Source organism: Allobosea sp. TBD101, assembly GCF_059817965.1.
Genome location: NZ_CM187543.1, coordinates 4,857,504 through 4,872,818 on the forward strand (window position 1 = coordinate 4,857,504; position 15,315 = coordinate 4,872,818).

The 15,315-nt window shown below is 66.6% G+C and carries 21 protein-coding genes; 20 read left to right on the forward strand and 1 reads right to left on the reverse strand.

Annotated features, from left to right (window positions below):
• Nucleotides 1-17: 17 nt before the first annotated feature.
• The 19 genes from AC6RIC_RS23635 (at nt 18) to AC6RIC_RS23725 (ending at nt 11,774) form a co-directional block, all read left to right on the forward strand.
• Nucleotides 18-311 carry a hypothetical protein gene (locus tag AC6RIC_RS23635; RefSeq protein ID WP_499734169.1) on the forward strand — a complete coding sequence of 98 codons (294 nt, stop codon included), beginning with the start codon at nt 18-20 and terminating at the stop codon, nt 309-311.
• Between the two features lie 355 nt (nt 312-666).
• Nucleotides 667-1,365 carry an XRE family transcriptional regulator gene (locus tag AC6RIC_RS23640; protein WP_499734170.1) on the forward strand — a complete coding sequence of 233 codons (699 nt, stop codon included), beginning with the start codon at nt 667-669 and terminating at the stop codon, nt 1,363-1,365.
• A gap of 588 nt (nt 1,366-1,953) precedes the next feature.
• A complete protein-coding gene (locus tag AC6RIC_RS23645) occupies nt 1,954-2,358 on the forward strand; it encodes a hypothetical protein (protein ID WP_499734171.1) in 405 nt (134 codons plus the stop codon).
• On the forward strand, nt 2,358-2,489 hold the full coding sequence (locus AC6RIC_RS23650) for a hypothetical protein (protein WP_499734172.1): 132 nt from the start codon (nt 2,358-2,360) through the stop codon (nt 2,487-2,489). Before AC6RIC_RS23645 ends, AC6RIC_RS23650 begins: the two co-directional genes overlap by 1 nt.
• Nucleotides 2,486-2,746, forward strand: a complete 261-nt coding sequence (locus AC6RIC_RS23655; protein ID WP_499734173.1) for a hypothetical protein — start codon at nt 2,486-2,488, stop codon at nt 2,744-2,746. The genes AC6RIC_RS23650 and AC6RIC_RS23655 overlap by 4 nt, the downstream gene beginning before the upstream one ends.
• Complete coding sequence (locus AC6RIC_RS23660) at nt 2,743-3,450, forward strand: hypothetical protein (RefSeq protein WP_499734174.1); 708 nt, start codon at nt 2,743-2,745, stop codon at nt 3,448-3,450. The genes AC6RIC_RS23655 and AC6RIC_RS23660 overlap by 4 nt, the downstream gene beginning before the upstream one ends.
• A gap of 4 nt (nt 3,451-3,454) precedes the next feature.
• The gene (locus AC6RIC_RS23665) at nt 3,455-3,802 is read left to right on the forward strand and encodes a YfdP family phage-associated protein (protein ID WP_499734175.1); all 348 of its coding nucleotides are present in this window, start codon (nt 3,455-3,457) and stop codon (nt 3,800-3,802) included.
• A gap of 39 nt (nt 3,803-3,841) precedes the next feature.
• On the forward strand, nt 3,842-4,834 hold the full coding sequence (locus AC6RIC_RS23670) for a DUF2303 family protein (RefSeq protein ID WP_499734176.1): 993 nt from the start codon (nt 3,842-3,844) through the stop codon (nt 4,832-4,834).
• A 64-nt stretch (nt 4,835-4,898) separates the two neighbouring features.
• Nucleotides 4,899-5,171 carry a hypothetical protein gene (locus AC6RIC_RS23675; protein WP_499734177.1) on the forward strand — a complete coding sequence of 91 codons (273 nt, stop codon included), beginning with the start codon at nt 4,899-4,901 and terminating at the stop codon, nt 5,169-5,171.
• Nucleotides 5,172-5,203: 32 nt separating this feature from the next.
• Nucleotides 5,204-6,319, forward strand: coding sequence for a DNA polymerase III subunit beta (gene dnaN, locus AC6RIC_RS23680; RefSeq protein ID WP_499734178.1), 1,116 nt, complete (start codon nt 5,204-5,206; stop codon nt 6,317-6,319).
• A gap of 39 nt (nt 6,320-6,358) precedes the next feature.
• Nucleotides 6,359-6,832: a hypothetical protein gene (locus AC6RIC_RS23685; protein ID WP_499734179.1), complete on the forward strand. Its 474-nt coding sequence runs from the start codon at nt 6,359-6,361 to the stop codon at nt 6,830-6,832.
• The gene (locus AC6RIC_RS23690) at nt 6,829-7,224 is read left to right on the forward strand and encodes an ASCH domain-containing protein (protein ID WP_499734180.1); all 396 of its coding nucleotides are present in this window, start codon (nt 6,829-6,831) and stop codon (nt 7,222-7,224) included. The genes AC6RIC_RS23685 and AC6RIC_RS23690 overlap by 4 nt, the downstream gene beginning before the upstream one ends.
• Nucleotides 7,217-8,170 carry a phage Gp37/Gp68 family protein gene (locus AC6RIC_RS23695; protein WP_499734181.1) on the forward strand — a complete coding sequence of 318 codons (954 nt, stop codon included), beginning with the start codon at nt 7,217-7,219 and terminating at the stop codon, nt 8,168-8,170. The genes AC6RIC_RS23690 and AC6RIC_RS23695 overlap by 8 nt, the downstream gene beginning before the upstream one ends.
• Nucleotides 8,170-8,400, forward strand: coding sequence for a hypothetical protein (locus AC6RIC_RS23700; protein ID WP_499734182.1), 231 nt, complete (start codon nt 8,170-8,172; stop codon nt 8,398-8,400). The genes AC6RIC_RS23695 and AC6RIC_RS23700 overlap by 1 nt, the downstream gene beginning before the upstream one ends.
• A 1-nt stretch (nt 8,401) precedes the next feature.
• A complete protein-coding gene (gene ssb / locus AC6RIC_RS23705) occupies nt 8,402-8,890 on the forward strand; it encodes a single-stranded DNA-binding protein (protein WP_499734183.1) in 489 nt (162 codons plus the stop codon).
• Entirely contained in the window at nt 8,891-9,322 is a 432-nt protein-coding gene (locus tag AC6RIC_RS23710; RefSeq protein ID WP_499734184.1) for an excisionase, read from the forward strand.
• A gap of 74 nt (nt 9,323-9,396) precedes the next feature.
• Complete coding sequence (locus AC6RIC_RS23715; protein ID WP_499734185.1) at nt 9,397-10,299, forward strand: site-specific integrase; 903 nt, start codon at nt 9,397-9,399, stop codon at nt 10,297-10,299.
• A gap of 410 nt (nt 10,300-10,709) precedes the next feature.
• Nucleotides 10,710-10,844, forward strand: coding sequence for a hypothetical protein (locus tag AC6RIC_RS23720; RefSeq protein ID WP_454658404.1), 135 nt, complete (start codon nt 10,710-10,712; stop codon nt 10,842-10,844).
• A gap of 15 nt (nt 10,845-10,859) precedes the next feature.
• Nucleotides 10,860-11,774, forward strand: coding sequence for an MBL fold metallo-hydrolase (locus AC6RIC_RS23725; protein ID WP_499734186.1), 915 nt, complete (start codon nt 10,860-10,862; stop codon nt 11,772-11,774).
• Between the two features lie 10 nt (nt 11,775-11,784).
• On the opposite strand, the gene AC6RIC_RS23730 is transcribed toward AC6RIC_RS23725, so the two are convergent.
• Nucleotides 11,785-12,561 (reverse strand): DUF1499 domain-containing protein, encoded by a 777-nt coding sequence (locus tag AC6RIC_RS23730; RefSeq protein WP_454658406.1) that lies wholly within the window; start codon nt 12,559-12,561, stop codon nt 11,785-11,787.
• Nucleotides 12,562-12,725: 164 nt separating this feature from the next.
• On the opposite strand from AC6RIC_RS23730, the gene AC6RIC_RS23735 reads away from it, so the two are divergent.
• Entirely contained in the window at nt 12,726-15,248 is a 2,523-nt protein-coding gene (locus tag AC6RIC_RS23735; protein ID WP_499734187.1) for a methyl-accepting chemotaxis protein, read from the forward strand.
• Nucleotides 15,249-15,315: the final 67 nt, after the last annotated feature.

Consider the following 15,315-nt stretch of genomic DNA (forward strand, 5'->3'; position numbering starts at 1 on the left):
AAAGCAAGGAAGACCGGATGGCCCAACGCGACTTTCCGATGCCGAAGACGCCGGACGAAATGCGAAATTTCCTGTTCAATCTTGCGATGGGCCGCGCCTATGCGGACCTCGCCGCTGCAGCCTGGAAAAGCCGACTGAGTAATGCCGACATCGCCGTCATCGAGCGCCGCACTATCGATCTGGTGGGTGGCGCCGCAGCGGCTGCGGAGGAATTTCCGCAATACGAAGTGGAACCCGCCGTCGCAGCTGCAAAGCAGGAACTCCGCGCTTTCTTCGCGGCCCTCGCCCAAACGCGAACACGGCAGAATTGACCGCACGAATGCCTGCCATACTGACATCACGGGTCCTCCCGCACAGGGTCAGGGCGGGGAACGTCGGCCGGCCATTCGGCACCTTCTGGCCAGTTCTCAGAAAGCCAGAACATGGCGGCGGTTGTTCGCCGCACTCCGATATCAGCGCCCCCACGGATTTGCGCGACCCGCGCGCCGCCGTTGAATATCAGCGTCGACGCTCGGGCCTCGGAAATGCCCCGTGCGGCGCAGAAAGCATCGACCAGAGAGAGGAGCTGCGTAATCATCGTGACATTATATGCGGTTCATTTTCCGCATGTGTCAACGGTTTATTTTCCGCTCTCGTCTTTACCGTGATGCGGATAGAATTCCGCACATGACGGAGACAGTTGCTGACAGGATCTTGCAGGCAATTGAGGAGCGGGAAACGAACCCCCGCGCCGTGTCCATCGCCGCCGGAATGAGCCCCGATGCGATCCGTGGCATCCTGCGCAATCCCGGCTCGTCGCCAACCGTCGAGACCATCCGCAAGATTGCGCTCGCGCTCGATGTCTCACCGGAATGGCTGGCCTATCGACACGGCGATGGACCGGAGACCGAGACGCAAGGCGGGACAGTTGGCGTAATCGGCTACATTGCCGCCGGCGGATCGATCGACACATCGAGCGAACAGATCAATCGCGCTGATCCTCTGTTCGAGGTCAAAGTGCCCTTCCCCGTGCCCGATGATGCCTTGGCATTCCAGGTTAAGGGCCCCAGCATGTGGCCGCGCTACGACGATGGTGACGTCATTATCTGCTCTCGCTTCAGCGAGCATCCTGATGGAGTGATCGGCTTCCCTGCGGGCGTAGAGACGATCGACGGCAGCCGGTACCTCAAGCGCGTTCTCAATGGCACCAGGCCCGGGCTCTACCATCTGGAAAGCTACAATGCTCCCCTGATGCCGGACGTCCACGTTGTATCATTCAGCTCGGTCATCGCGGTCATTCCAGCGAGCCAAGTTCGTACGGTCACCGATCAAGTGAGGCGCAATGTCATTCGCCAGATCAAGACAGGCAAGGTCGCGCGAGGCTAGATACGTCTTCGCCTTACTCGCGGCGGCCATGTTCTCGCCAGCATCGGCCCAATCAATCCCACCAACTCCCGAGCGGCAGCTGGTCGCCAACCCACGCAAGTTCCATGGGACGATGGTACGGCTCGATGGGATATCGTGCGTCGACCCTGGAACGAGGGGCTTCAAATGCCTGAAGCGCGTCGGTGGCCAGATGCTGTTAGTGGACGGAGCCGTCATGGGCCCGCGTACAGCACCGTCAATCGCGAAGCTTCTTAGCGGTGACTGCAAAGGCACCGCGAATCTTGGATCGCCGGCATGCACAATGTCGGTTGAGTTCGAGCCAACAGCATCGATTCTGGAAATGATCGATACGCCTGATGGCTCAATTCAGAGGGTAACCGTCTTCGGGGGCCTCCTTGAATTTTTGCCGCCGAAGACACACGCCAAATAGCTCTCGCCATCGCCGCTCAAGCAGAAGGCAGAACACCCCAGACAGGCGGAATGAAAAACGCGCCCGCACTTTCTGAGCGGTTTATTTTCCGCTTTAGGGATTGACGCGGTTCATTTTCCGCATATGGTGATTTTCATCGCACACCGATGGAGGTCGCCTTGCGCGCATCTGCCGATCACTCCCTTCAGGCCGGAAACGAGGGCCGCCAGGCCGTCCATGACGGCTTTATCTGGCCGCTCAAGCGCGACTGCATGGTCGTCGCCGAGCACATCACCGAGCGCATGGTCGAGGATATCGGCGCGCTGGTGAACGATGGCGGCGCCGATGCCGTCGTCACCCTCGACGATCTCACCCGCTCCGGCTGGCTGGCCGAGCAGACCCGTCTCTTCGGCGCCCGCGCCTTCGCGCTCTACGAGGCTGCGCATCGCAAGCCGCGGCGCCGCGTCACCGGCAACCGTTCCACCGTTCGCCGCACCGGCTGGCGCCAGGAAGCCGCGGCCCTCGCGCTGCTCGCCATCCCGCTGGCCCTTTGGGCACGCGCCCTGATCGCGGGTGTCGTCTGATGGAAGGCGAGAACGCGCCTCCCCTCGGCATCGTCATTGCCTTCTGGATCCTGTTGACCGGCGGCGTCGCACTCGCCTGCGCGCCGGTCATCCTCGCACTGCTCGTCGCTTTCGGCGGGGTGCTCAAGTGACGCCAGCCCAGCGCGAACTGGCGCGTCATGCGCTTGGCCTGCCGAACTCGGCTCGCCGCTCCTACCGCAATCGCTACTTCGCCGGAGCCGGCGGCCCGGCCGCCGAGCAATGGCAGGGCATGGTCGCGGCAGGCGAAGCCGAGGGTGGCGAGCCCGGTCACAAGACGGCGTCGCTCGCCTTCTATCTCACCCGGAAGGGAGCCGAGCTGGCGCTCGACAAGCGGGAAACCCTCTGCCCGGAGGATTTCCCGCAGTGACCTGGCTGCAGATCTGCTCCAATGGCCCGGTCGATCGTGCTTTCGACCTTCTGACACCCGAGCTGGCGAGCGTCGATTTCGATGTCGCCATTCCCGAGGCGCTGGCGCGCATCACCCGCTACACCGGTCACACCCGCAGCGGCGTCTTCTCGGTCGCCCAGCACAGCGTGCACGGCGCCGATGCGATCTATCGCAAGACCGGCGACCGGATGGCCGCCGCCTGCTTCCTCCTGCATGACGCGCATGAGCATGTCCTCGGCGACAAGGCGACGCCGATCGCCGAGGCCGAGGTCGCGCTGGCCGAGCAGATGATGCCGGGCATCGGCGGCAAACTCGTCCGCGACATGCAGAAGGCGATGAAGCGCCGCATCGATCTCGCGATCTACGCCGCGGCAGGCCTCGGTGATGACGGCTGCCCGCTGCGCTACCGGCCGATCGTCGCGGAAGTCGACCTCGCGATGCTGGCGACCGAGCGGCGCCATCTGCTCGGCCGCGCGCCGAAGCCGTGGAACCCGGTCGTCGAGGCCGCCCAGCCTATCCGCCTGGTCGGCAAGTTCCGCGTCTGGCCCTGGCCGGAAGCCGCCGATGAGTTCCGCGAGCGGATCAAGGCTTACCTGCCCGATCTCTGCAGCGCCCGCCCGTCCCGTCCCAAACCGAAGCCCGGCCCGCGCCAAGCCGCGCGCCGCATCCCCATGGAGGCCTGAAACCATGTCCGCCCGTGCCATCCGCAGCGTCACAGAGATCCTCGGCATCCTCAGCCGCGGCCGCTTTTCCGAACGGCTCGACGAAGAGCTGGAGAAGTGCATCGCCGCCCTCGAAAACCTGCCCGAGGAGAAAGGGTCTGCGTCGATCGAGATCACGCTGGCGCTCAACTACCAGAACGGGCGGCTCGATATCCGACCGAAGGTCAACGGCAAGCCGCCGAAGGAAAAGGCCTTCTCCGACACTCCGTTCTGGACGCTCGACGGCGCCCTTTCCGTCCAGCACCCGAGCCAGATCGACATGTTCGCCGGGCCGCGCGAGGCCGGAGAACGTCGCGATCGCGAGATGGCCTGACCGTCTCACCTCCTCCGCCTCACTTCACAGGAGCCTCTCATGGCAAGCAAGACGGCCGATGCGGCCGAAACCCTCACTCTCGAAGCCACCGCAGCGCCTCTGCATGCGACGTCCGGCAACACCTTGCCCGATCGCCGGGAAGGTATCGACGCTATCGTCGGCCTGACGCAGTCTGCCACCGAGATCAGGATCGTGTCGCTTCCGACCAAGGGCCTCGGTGCGGGCCTGCCGGAGACGATCCCGCTTCTGATCGACCAGCGCGCCGGCGGCAAGGCCACCGATCTCAATGAGCTGGTCGAGCGCTATCGGCTGCAGCCCGAAGCGCGGGAAGGCTGCGCGGAGACCACGACGCTCCAGAGCTTCATCGACCTGGTCAACCGTCACAAGGATGAAGGGAGCGCGGTCTTCGCCAAGACAGCTTGGCCCGAGCCGGCCCTGACGGCCGTCATCGACTATCACACTCTGGCCGGCACCCCGCGCTGGGCCGAGCACAAGATCCGCTACGCCTTCCCGGTCACGGACGAATTCAAGGTCTGGATCGAGAAGAACGGCAAGGCGATGGAACAGGCGGATTTCGCGGCATTCCTCGAGGAGCACGCCGCCGAGCTCTCTGCTGCTTACGGGCCCGAGCAGGCCGAATACGAGACGCTGTTCAAGGAGAAGTTCGCCACTCCGGCCGATCTGATCGCGCTTTCGCGGAGCCTCGAAGTCTTTGTCGGCGCCCGCGTCAAGCGCCAGGAGCGTCTGGCGAGCGGCGAGCGGACCGTCGAATTCGTCGAGGAACACACCAACACCAAGGGCGAGAAGGTCGATATTCCCGGCATCTTCATGGTCGCCGTGCCCGCCTTCGTCGACGGTGAGACGATCCGCATCCCGGCCCGGCTGCGATACCGCATCCAGAGCGGCAGCATCATGTGGTTCTACCAGCTCTATCGCTGGCAGTTCTGGCTGCGCGACCAGGTCAAGAACGATCTGGACACGGTCAAGCAGAAGACCGCGCTCCCGACCTTCGAAGGTTCTCCCGAGGCCTGACCTCCCGGCCTCACCTGGCGGGGCTTCGGCCCCGCCTCTTTCCCTCCCAGCAGAAAGAAATGACATGGCAACCGTCAAGCTTGGCGAAACCGTTCGCGACGCGATTTCCGGCCTCGAAGGCGTCGCAACCGGCCGCTTCGAATACCTCTTTGGCTGCACGCGGATCATGGTGCAGCCGCGTGATCACAAGGACGGCAAACCTTCGGAAGGCGCCGTAATCGACGAGCAGCAGCTCGTGGTCCTCGATCGCCCGAATATCCTCGAAACGACGCCTCGCACCAACCTGCCGGGCGGGGATCGATCCGCGCCCCAGCGTCCTGCGCCGCCGGCGCGCTGATCAACCGCCGATCCCACGGAAAGCGCTCGACCATGAAGCTCACCATCGCACGCGACACGCTCGCCCCGGCCCTTGCCGCGCTCAGCCGCGTGGTCGAGCGCCGCAACACCATCCCGGTTCTGTCGAACATCCTGCTGAGCGCCGCAGGCGATCGGCTGACGCTCCGCGCCACCGATCTCGACATTCAGGTCGAGACGAGCCTCCCCTGCGAGGTTGCGGAGGGCGGCGCCATCACGCTGCCGGCGCACACCCTTTCCGATATCGTTCGCAAGCTCCCGGCCGAGGCCTCGGTCACTCTGGAAGGCGCCGGCGACAAGCCAATGGCGCTCCGCTCCGGCCGCTCGCGCTTCACCGTGCAGAGCCTGCCGGAATCGGATTTCCCCGACATCACGTCTGGCGAGTTTTCGCATCGCTTCGCCCTGCCGGCCAAGGACCTCGCCACGACCTTCGGCCAGGTCGAGTTCGCCATCTCGACCGAGGAGACGCGCTACTATCTCAACGGCATCCACATGCACACGCTGGCCATCGAAGGCGCTACCAAGCTGCGCGCCGTCGCGACCGATGGCCACCGGCTGTCCCGCATCGAACTGCCGGCGCCTTCCGGTTCGGAGGGCATGCCGGCCGTCATCGTGCCCCGCAAGACGGTCGCCGAGCTCGGCAAGATCGCCAAGGACCATGACGGCGAGCTTCAGATCGAGCTCTCGCCAACCAAGATCCGCGTGACTGCCGGCGCCACCACCCTGACCTCGAAGCTGATCGACGGCACCTTCCCGGATTATCAGAGCGTCATCCCAGGCGGGAACGACAAGCTGGTCACGCTGGAGGCCGATGCCTTCAAGCAGGCGATCGACCGCGTCGCCACCATCTCCAGCGAGCGCGGCCGCGCCGTGAAGCTGGCGCTGACGGATGCCGGCCTCACGCTCTCGGTCACCAATCCCGACAGCGGCTCGGCCACCGAGGAACTGACGCCGGACTATGATGGCGCGCCGATCGAGATCGGCTTCAACGCCCGATACCTGCTTGACGTACTCGGCGTGCTTGGCGGCGACAGTCTCCAGCTCAAGCTCTCCGAACCCGGCGCCCCCGCCATCCTCCAGCGGCGCGAAGGCGACAGCCTCCTCGTCGTGCTCATGCCGATGCGCGTCTAGCGCGCTGCTCGCTCACGCTCACAGCGGAAGGTCCCTCACATGAAAACGCTGAGCCTGAATGACTGCCGGCCCGAAGTTCTATCGTTCGCACTGCTGATGGAACGCGAGCTGCGAGCCAACGACCATAAGGGCGGCTGGAAGGGCGACGACCCCAATATTCTTGCGGAGCGCGTCGAGGAGGAAGCGGAAGAACTTCGCCTAGCTGCAGTCAATTGGATGGGGCACGTCGCGCATAGCGAAAGCGCGCTTCGATCCGCCGGCGCCGAAGAAGCCGCTGATGTAGCGAATATGGCGATGATGGTGGCAGACACCGCCGGCGCCTTGCCGCCCGCTCCAGCGCTCGATATGCATTCCAATGCTCTGACCGCGCTCATCGAGGCTTGGGAAAGCCTTCCAGGCGGCAAGTTTTACTCGATGAAAGTCGTCGAGGCCTGGCTGATCGACGAGATGGCTCCAGCCATCAATCGCGCCCGCGAGATCGTCGGAGCGAAGGCATTGGAGGCGACGCCATGAAGGCGCTCTCCATCATGCAGCCCTGGGCCTGGCTAATCGTCAGCGGCCACAAGTCGATCGAGAACCGGACCTGGCGCTGCCACTACCGCGGGCCGGTCCTGATCCACGCCGGCAAGAAGCTGGACAAGGAGCCGTGGCAAGACCTCTGCATCGGCTGGCACCCGGTCACTGGCGAAGCTTTGGCCAAGGAGATCGACCCGCCCTTCGGCCTGGACTTCGGCGGCATCGTCGGGGAGGCCGAGATCGTCGACTGCGTCGAGCGCAGTGACGATCCGTGGTTCGTCGGCCCGTTCGGCATCGTGCTCCGGAGTGCCCGACCGCTGCCGTTCCGCCCCTGCAAGGGCATGCTCGGCTTCTTCGTCCCGACATTCGAGGAGCCCGCCCGTGTCTGACGGCACCAAAATCGAATGGACCGATGCGACCTGGAACCCGATCACCGGCTGCAGCGTCGTCTCGCCCGGCTGCACGCATTGCTACGCCATGAAGCTGGCGGGCACGCGCTTGCAGCATCACCCCAGCCGAGCCGGCCTCACCCGCGAGACAAAGGCCGGCCCGGTCTGGAACGGCACGGTGCGCTTCAACGAGGAATGGCTCACGCAGCCTCTCGCCTGGAAGCGCCCGCGCATGGTCTTCGCCTGCGCCCATGGTGACCTCTTCCACGAAGACGTGCCCGACGCATGGATCGACCGCGTCTTCGCGATCATGGCGCAGGCACCGCAGCACACCTTTCAGGTTCTGACCAAGCGAGCGGCGCGAATGCGGGCTTATTGCTCCAGTCGCGGGCGATGGCCCCTCCCCAACCTCTGGCTCGGTGTCTCGGCCGAAGATCAGAGGCGAGCCGATGAGCGCGTTCCTGATCTGACCGAAACGCCAGCTGCGGTCCGCTTTGTCTCGGCCGAGCCGCTGATCGGGCCGATCGACTTCCTACGCATCGCGATGCCCACGATTCGATACGAGACCGGCATCCACTATCAAGACGTGCTGAGGGCAGGGTCGTGGTCGCAGAAGCCGTTCTTTCGGCCAGCTCAGCCCGGCGAGGAACAGAAGTTCTTCACCAACCACAGCGACACCAACCGGCTCGACTGGATCATCGTCGGCGGCGAGAACGGCCCCCGGCCGATGCTGGCCGAGTGGGCGCAGCAGATCCGCGATCAATGTGCAGCAGCCGGAACGGCATTCTTCTTCAAGCAATGGGGCAGCCACATTCCCGCCGGCCAGACCATGGCCAACGGCAAGGTCTGGTCGCCCGGCTGCGGCACACGCCTGCGCGCCACCAAGGCCATCACTGGTCGCCTGCTTGACGGGGTCGAGCATAGCGCCATGCCGAGGGCGGCGTGATGGCGACGCTCGAAACCCTCCACCGGCGCCGCCTCGACGCGAAGCTGGCGCTCGCGAAGGCCGAGGCCTGCCCAAAGAAGCGCGGCCGCGGCGAAGCCCGCCGCGACTTCATCCGCGCCACGGCCGCCATCATCCGGGCCGAGATCAACCACCGTATCGCTGCCCCGCTCCTGCGCGCCCAGGCGGCGCGACGCGAGACCGGCGACCTCTTTAGCCAGATCGGAGCCTGACATGGCCGGCAGCGTCAACAAGGTCATTCTCGTCGGCAATCTCGGGCGCGATCCCGAGATCCGCCACCTCGGCAGCGGCGAGCCTGTCGCCAGCCTGCGCATCGCCACCTCCGAGACCTGGCGCGACAAGCAGTCGGGCGAGCGGAAGGAGCGCACCGAATGGCACAGCGTCGTCATCTTCAACGAAGCGCTGGCCAAGGTGGCGGAGCAGTATCTGAAGAAGGGATCGAAGGTCTTCATCGAGGGCCAGCTACAGACCCGGAAATGGACCGACCAGCAGGGCGTCGAGAAATACTCGACCGAGGTCGTGCTCCAGCGCTTCCGAGGCGAGCTGACGATCCTCGACACGCAGAAGCGAGAGGCGCCCGATCCGGATAGCTACGGCACCACCCGTACTCGCGAGACCAGCCAGGACAGCGCCAGCGGCTCGTTCGGTCGCACGTCGACCGGCAGCTCGTCCGACCACCTGGATGACGACATCCCGTTCTGAATGGCCATGCACGTCCCCGACAAATCACAGATCTCGACCGCGACGCCGCTTCGCCTGGAAGCAGCCGCTGCGCTCGCCTTCCCCGACGGCTCGATGAAGGTCTCCGGACTGCGTCGCGAGCGGGATGCGGGACGCCTTGAAACTTGGATCACGGCGGGCAAGGAATATACCTCGCTCGCCGCGATCGAGGAGATGACGGAACAATGCCGCGCCATTCGAAAGGTCCGCGCCTCTGGCTCCAGCCCGAGCGCTTCGACGAACGACGCGGCATGCGAAATGAAGCCGTCTGGGTCATCCGAGACCGAGGACGCAAGATTAGCACTGGCTGCGGCGCTGAGGCGCTGTCAGCAGCCGAAGACGCCCTCCGGGATTATCTTGTCCAAAAGCGCGATCCCGAAGCAGCCGCAAAGGCCCGCTCAGACGATCCGCTGATCGCCGATATCCTCGCGATCTATCTCGACCACAAGGCGGACAAGCAGAAGCGCCCGGCCGAGGTGCGCGCCCGCGTGGCGCGCCTTCTGGCATGGTGGGGCATCCGGCGCTGCTCGGAGGTTCGGCCAAGCACCTGCCAGGCCTATGCCAAGGAACGCGGCGACGGCGCCGCCCGCCGCGAGCTCGAGGATCTGCGCGCCGCTCTCCGCCACGGCTGGAAAGAGCGCATCCTGGCCAACCCGATTCCTGTCGAGCTGCCGCAGGCCGGCCCGCCACGCGAGCGCTGGTTGACCCGCTCGGAAGTGGCCCGCCTGCTCTGGGCAGCCTGGAGCCTGCGCGAGAAGCAGAAGCGCGGCCGCGGTGACAATGGCGGCCCCGCGCTGGAGACCGATCGCCGCACGGCCCGCCACGTCGCCCGCTTCATCCTGGTTGCGCTCTACACCGGCACGCGCGCCGGCGCCGTCTGCTCGGCCGCCATTCGCCCGACGGTCGGCCATGGCTTCGTCGACACGGAGCGGGGCGTGTTCTACCGGCGCCCGCCCGGCACTCGCGAAACCAAGAAGCGCACGCCACCCGTCGGGCTGGATGCCCGCCTGCTCGCTCATCTGCGCCGCTGGGAGGCCAAGGGTCTGTCGAAGAGCTTCGTGGTCGAGTGGAACGGCAAGCCGGTCGAGCGCGTCCACAAGGCCTTCCGCGCGGTGCGCGAGGCGGCAGGACTCGGTCCGGACGTGACCCCGCACATCCTCCGGCATACAGCCGCGACCTGGGGCATGCAGAACCGCGCCGACCCTTATGCCCTGTCGGGCATGCTCGGCATGACGCTGGAGACGCTGCAGAACGTCTATGGCCACCATCACCCCGACCATAACAGGGCCGCGGCTGCTGCCATCGCGTTGAGGCCGAAACGCGAACGACCGACAGATACCGACAGGAACGAAAGAACCGAGCGGGAACGGCCTTCCACGAAAGCCCAGTAAACACGGCGATCCCGCGCACCCTTTTTCAGCCGGCGAGCGTTCGGGACGAGGGGGTCGCAGGTTCAAATCCTGCCACTCCGACCAAAATTTCCCGAGATAGTTCAAGCAGTTGAGACGACGGCCCTTCGGGGCCTTTTTCTTGTCGCTCTCGCCCTCCCCCTAGCCTGACACCGTCACGCACCCGTCAAATGGCATGTCTATTGCGTCGCCTCCGAAACGGAGACGACCATGCTGCGCGACTGCCCGACCGATGCGAAAGCCACGCTCGCCCTGATCGCCCTTTCGGCGATCTGCATCCTGGGCTGGCTCGCCGACCTCGGCCTTTGAACACGATCCCCGGCTGCCCGCCTCTGTCGCCGGGCCCAGACAGCCTCTAAAGTGCGGTCTCATCGAATCGAACGGTCGGGGCCATGAAGCGCATCACCCTCCTTGCCGGCATCCTCGGATTGGCCGTGTTTCTGTCCGGTTGCGACAAATGCGGCAATTTCAACCCGTTGTTCGGGCCCTATGACACCAAGAGCTGCAGCGGCAAGTCGAACAGCTGACGCGCATCAGCAGCGATGAGCGACGAGATCGAGTTCGACCGCAGCGCGACAACGGAAGCCGGCACGGTCGCGAGCCTGTCCCCGCTGGTGCGCCGGATCGTCGCCGGCAATGGCGGGCCGATGACCTTCACCGGCACCTGCTCCTATATCGTCGGCCGCGGCACGGTCGCGATCATCGATCCCGGCCCGGACGACCCCGGTCATGTCGAGCGCCTGCTGGCGGCGGTTCGCGGCGAGACGGTCAGCCATATCGTCGTCACGCATACCCATCGCGACCACTCGCCTGCGGTGCCGGCCCTGAAAGCCGCGACCGGCGCGACGGTGGTCGGCTGCGGGCCGCATCGCCCGTCGCGGGAGCTCGGGCCGGGCGAGGGCCGCGTGCTCGATGCCGCTGCCGATACCGATTTCGTACCGGACCAGGAGATGGGCGACGGCGATACCGTCTCCGGGCCCGGCTGGAGCCTGGCCGCCGTCGCGACGCCCGGCCACACCGCCAACCATCTCGCCTTCACGCTCGCCGAGGAAGAAACCCTGTTCTCCGGCGACCATGTCATGGCCTGGTCGACCTCGGTGGTCGCCCCGCCGGATGGTTCGATGGCCGCCTATATGGCCTCGATCGAGAAGCTGCGCGGACTGGAGCATGCCCGCTACTGGCCGGGCCATGGCGGCCCGGTGAACGAGCCGCAGCGTTTCCTGCGCGGGCTCGTCCAACACCGCCGCCAACGCGAGGCCGCCGTGCTCAACCGCCTCAGTCAGGGTGACGAGACGATCGCCGCGATGGTGCCGGTGATCTACCAAGGCCTGGCCCCTGCCCTGCATGGCGCGGCCGCGCTCTCGGTGCTGGCCCAGCTCGAGGACCTTGTGCTGCGCGGCGCTGTCCAGTCCAGCGACACCATTCCGGCGCTCGCGAGTCGCTACAGGCTCGCCTGACGCTGGCCGCTCAGCGGCTGTCCATCAGCAATTCGATCTCGCCGGCAAAGGCCGCGACGCGTGCCGCATTCGCTCCGAGGTCGTGGCTGCCGAGGCGCGAGGCCGAGCGGATGTCGATGCGGCTGCCATCGACGCGGGGCCTGACGCGGATGGTGATATCCTCGGAAAAGCGCAGGATGCGCCCGCGGGCGACGGCCTCGACCCGCCCCGCGCCGCTGCGCCCGCCGGGCCGCGCCGTCTCCAGAACCTGCCAGCCGAGACCGAGTGCCGCCCGCCTGGCGAGGTCGAAAGCGGCATCGGCCGGCAGTTCGAGCAGGATCGGCACAGCCTTGGGATAGGCCTGCCGCTGCAGGCGCCGGCGCGCGGCAGGGATATCGGGCGGCACCCGCCCGGCCCGGGCCGTCAGCGCGGCCTGCGAGCGGCTGAACGCGGGAGGATCGTCGATATCGGTCGAGACGTCGGCCAATGCCGGCCTGGTCGCAAGCCTGAAGGCGATGTAACCGGCGGGCGCAAGCAGGATGAGCGAAAGCAGCATCGCGCCGGCCGCCATGCCGACGCCGCGATGGCCGGAATACCAGATGCGAATGAAGGCGAGGATGGCGAGGCCGAGCGCCGCGAGCACGAGCGCGTAAGCGCCGAGAACCGGCGCCAGCCCCTCGATGCTCGGCTCCCGCAAGCGCACCAGCAGCAGCGACAGGAGCAGCACCGCGCAGGAAAACCACGCCAGCCGCCGGCTCCAGATGGCGGCGCGCGAAACCGGTTCCTCGAAGACGAGACGGCGGTGCATCGCCCTTTCGTGCCCGTGGCGGACCCGGAAGGCAAGTCGGGGAGCGGGGCGAAGCGCAATCTTAATCAAGTCAGCCATAAGACGGCAGGACGAGGCTCGCCCGCTGCCTGCCTCCCGGCCTTCATCACCGCCTTATCGCCGCATGTCACGCCCCGAGTCCCGCCGTGAAATTCTTCCCCTCGTCGATCCAGAACTATCTCGTCGCCACCATGGCCTGCCTGTGCGTGCCCGGCATCGGGGCGCTGGGCTACATGGCTTATCAATCCATCTCGGATGTGCGCACCAACATGGAGCTGGGCGAGCTGGTCCAGGCCGACAAGGCCCTGCTGCTCGCCGGCAATGCGATCCGCACCGCGCGCGGACAGGCACAGACCAGCATCCAGGTCGCCGATGACCCGGCGGCGACGCTGAAGCAGATCGAGGAGAGCAACCGCAACCGCATCGCCGATGCCGTCGCCCAGCTCGACGAAACCGGCCTGCCCGGCCGCAAGGAATTGATCGCCGGCATCCTGCAGCAGCAGAAGCTGACCGACGCCAGGATGGCCGATCTCTATGCCGAGGCCGCCAAACCGAAGGCGCAGCGCAGCCTCGCCGCCACCATGCCCTGGTATAACGGCATCGGCGCGATCGAAGCCGCGATCGTCAAGGCCTCGGACGAGACCTCCAACGCCGCCCGCCTCGCCGACCCGATCCTCGCCGACCTGCAGAGCTTCAAGTCGGCCGGCTGGGACGTCCGCTCGAATTACGGGACGCAATGCTCGGTGCTCCGCCCGGCCTTCGGCTCGGGCAAGGCGCTGGATACCGCGCAGATCCGCAAGCTCGGCGAATTGCGTGGCGTCTCCAACACCTCCGGCGAGACGCTGAAGCAGCTGGCGTCCCGCCCCGGCGTCGGCAGCGAGCTGGCCCGGAAGGTCGGCGTCATGTCCGCCGAGGTCGCGGCCTCGAACCGCAAGATGGACGAATTGATCGGCAAGCTCGGCCAGGGCGCCGGCCCCGTCATCGCGGCCGACGAGTGGACGAAGCAGTGCAACGCGCCGTTCACGGCCATCGTCTCGGCCGTCACCCAGTCGCTCGACGACATGGTCGTGCGGACCGACAAGAAGCTTACCGCCGCCTGGATCAAGCTCGGCATCGTCGGCGCGCTGCTGGCTTCCTTGCTCGCGATCTGCGTGATGAGCCTGCGCGGCGTGCAGCGCCGGATCGCGCGGCCGCTGGTCTCGCTGAAATCCGCGCTCGACGAGATGCAGCAGGGCAATTTCGCCCAGGCCATCCCGGCCGCCCCGTCGCCGGACGAGATCGGCGCGCTGAGCGGCGCGCTCGAAATCTACCGCGAGAACGCGCTCGCCCTCGAGCAGAACCGGCGCGACCGCGAGCTCGCCATGCTCGCCGATGCCGAGCAGGCCGCCCATGTCCAGAAGCTCTTGGGCGAGGTCGCCAACATCGTCGCCGATGCGCGCGAAGGCAATTTCTCCGGCAAGGCGCAGGTCGGCGGCATGGAAGGCCCGCTGAAGGAACTCGTCGAGGGCATCAACGAGATCAACGCGGTTGTCGACGGCGCGACGACGGAGTTTGCGGAAGCGCTCTCGGCGATCGCGGGCGGCGACCTGACCAACCGGATCGAGACGGGCTATCGCGGCCGCTTCGCCGACCTGAAGGGCGCGATCAACGAGACGGTGGACCGCCTCTCGGACACCGTCGCGACGATCCAGACGACCTCGGCGGATGTCGGCCTCGCCGCGCGCGAGATCAACATGGGCGCCGACGACCTGTCGAAGCGCACCGAGGAGCAGGCCTCCTCGCTGGAGGAGACTGCCGCCACGACCGAGGAACTCGCAGCCTCGGTCAAGGCCTCGGCCCAGGCCTCGAAGGACGCGGCCCGGATCGCCGACGAGGCGATGCAGGCAGCCGAGAGCGGCGGCACCATCGCCGGCCAGGCGGTCGACGCCATGGCAAGGATCGAGACCGCCTCGCAGAAGATCTCCGACATCATCCGGGTGATCGACGACATCGCCTTCCAGACCAACCTCTTGGCGCTCAACGCGGCGGTCGAGGCGGCCCGCGCCGGCGAGGCCGGCAAGGGCTTCGCGGTGGTGGCCTCCGAGGTGCGGACCCTGGCGCAGCGCTCGGGCGAGGCGGCCAAGGACATCTCCGGGCTGATCTCCTCGTCCAATGCCGAGGTCGGCGAGGGCGTGAAGCTGGTGCGTCAGGCCGGCGACCAGCTCGCCCGCATCCTCGCGGCCTCGCAGAAGGTCGCGGCGACGATCGCCGACATCTCGGCAGCCTCGGGCGAGCAGGCCAACGGCATCGACGAGATGAGCCAGGCGGTGGCGCATCTCGACGAGATGACCCAGCAGAACGCGGCCCTGTCCGAGCAGAGCGCCGCTTCCGCCAATTCGCTCTCGGGCCGGATCGAACAGCTCAACGCGCTGGTCGCAACCTTCCGGACCAACCGTGAGGCTGCAGGCCAGACGGCCTACGCCCAGCCGGCGACGGGACCGCGCGCCGTCAAGGCGCCGATGCGGGCGGCGCGGCCTGCTCCCGTTGCCGTGTCCGACTCCGGCGAGCCGGCGCGGCTGCGCCAGCTGGCCGAGGCCGCCTTCGTCCAATCCAAGGCCATGCCCGCCCCGCGCAAGGTCGCCAATGGCGGCAGCGGCCGGGCCAGCGACTCCGGATGGGAGGAGTTCTGAGAGCAACCAGCCTCCGAACCATCCTCGAACACGACATGTGCGGCGCCCCAAAAGGGCGCCGTTTGCG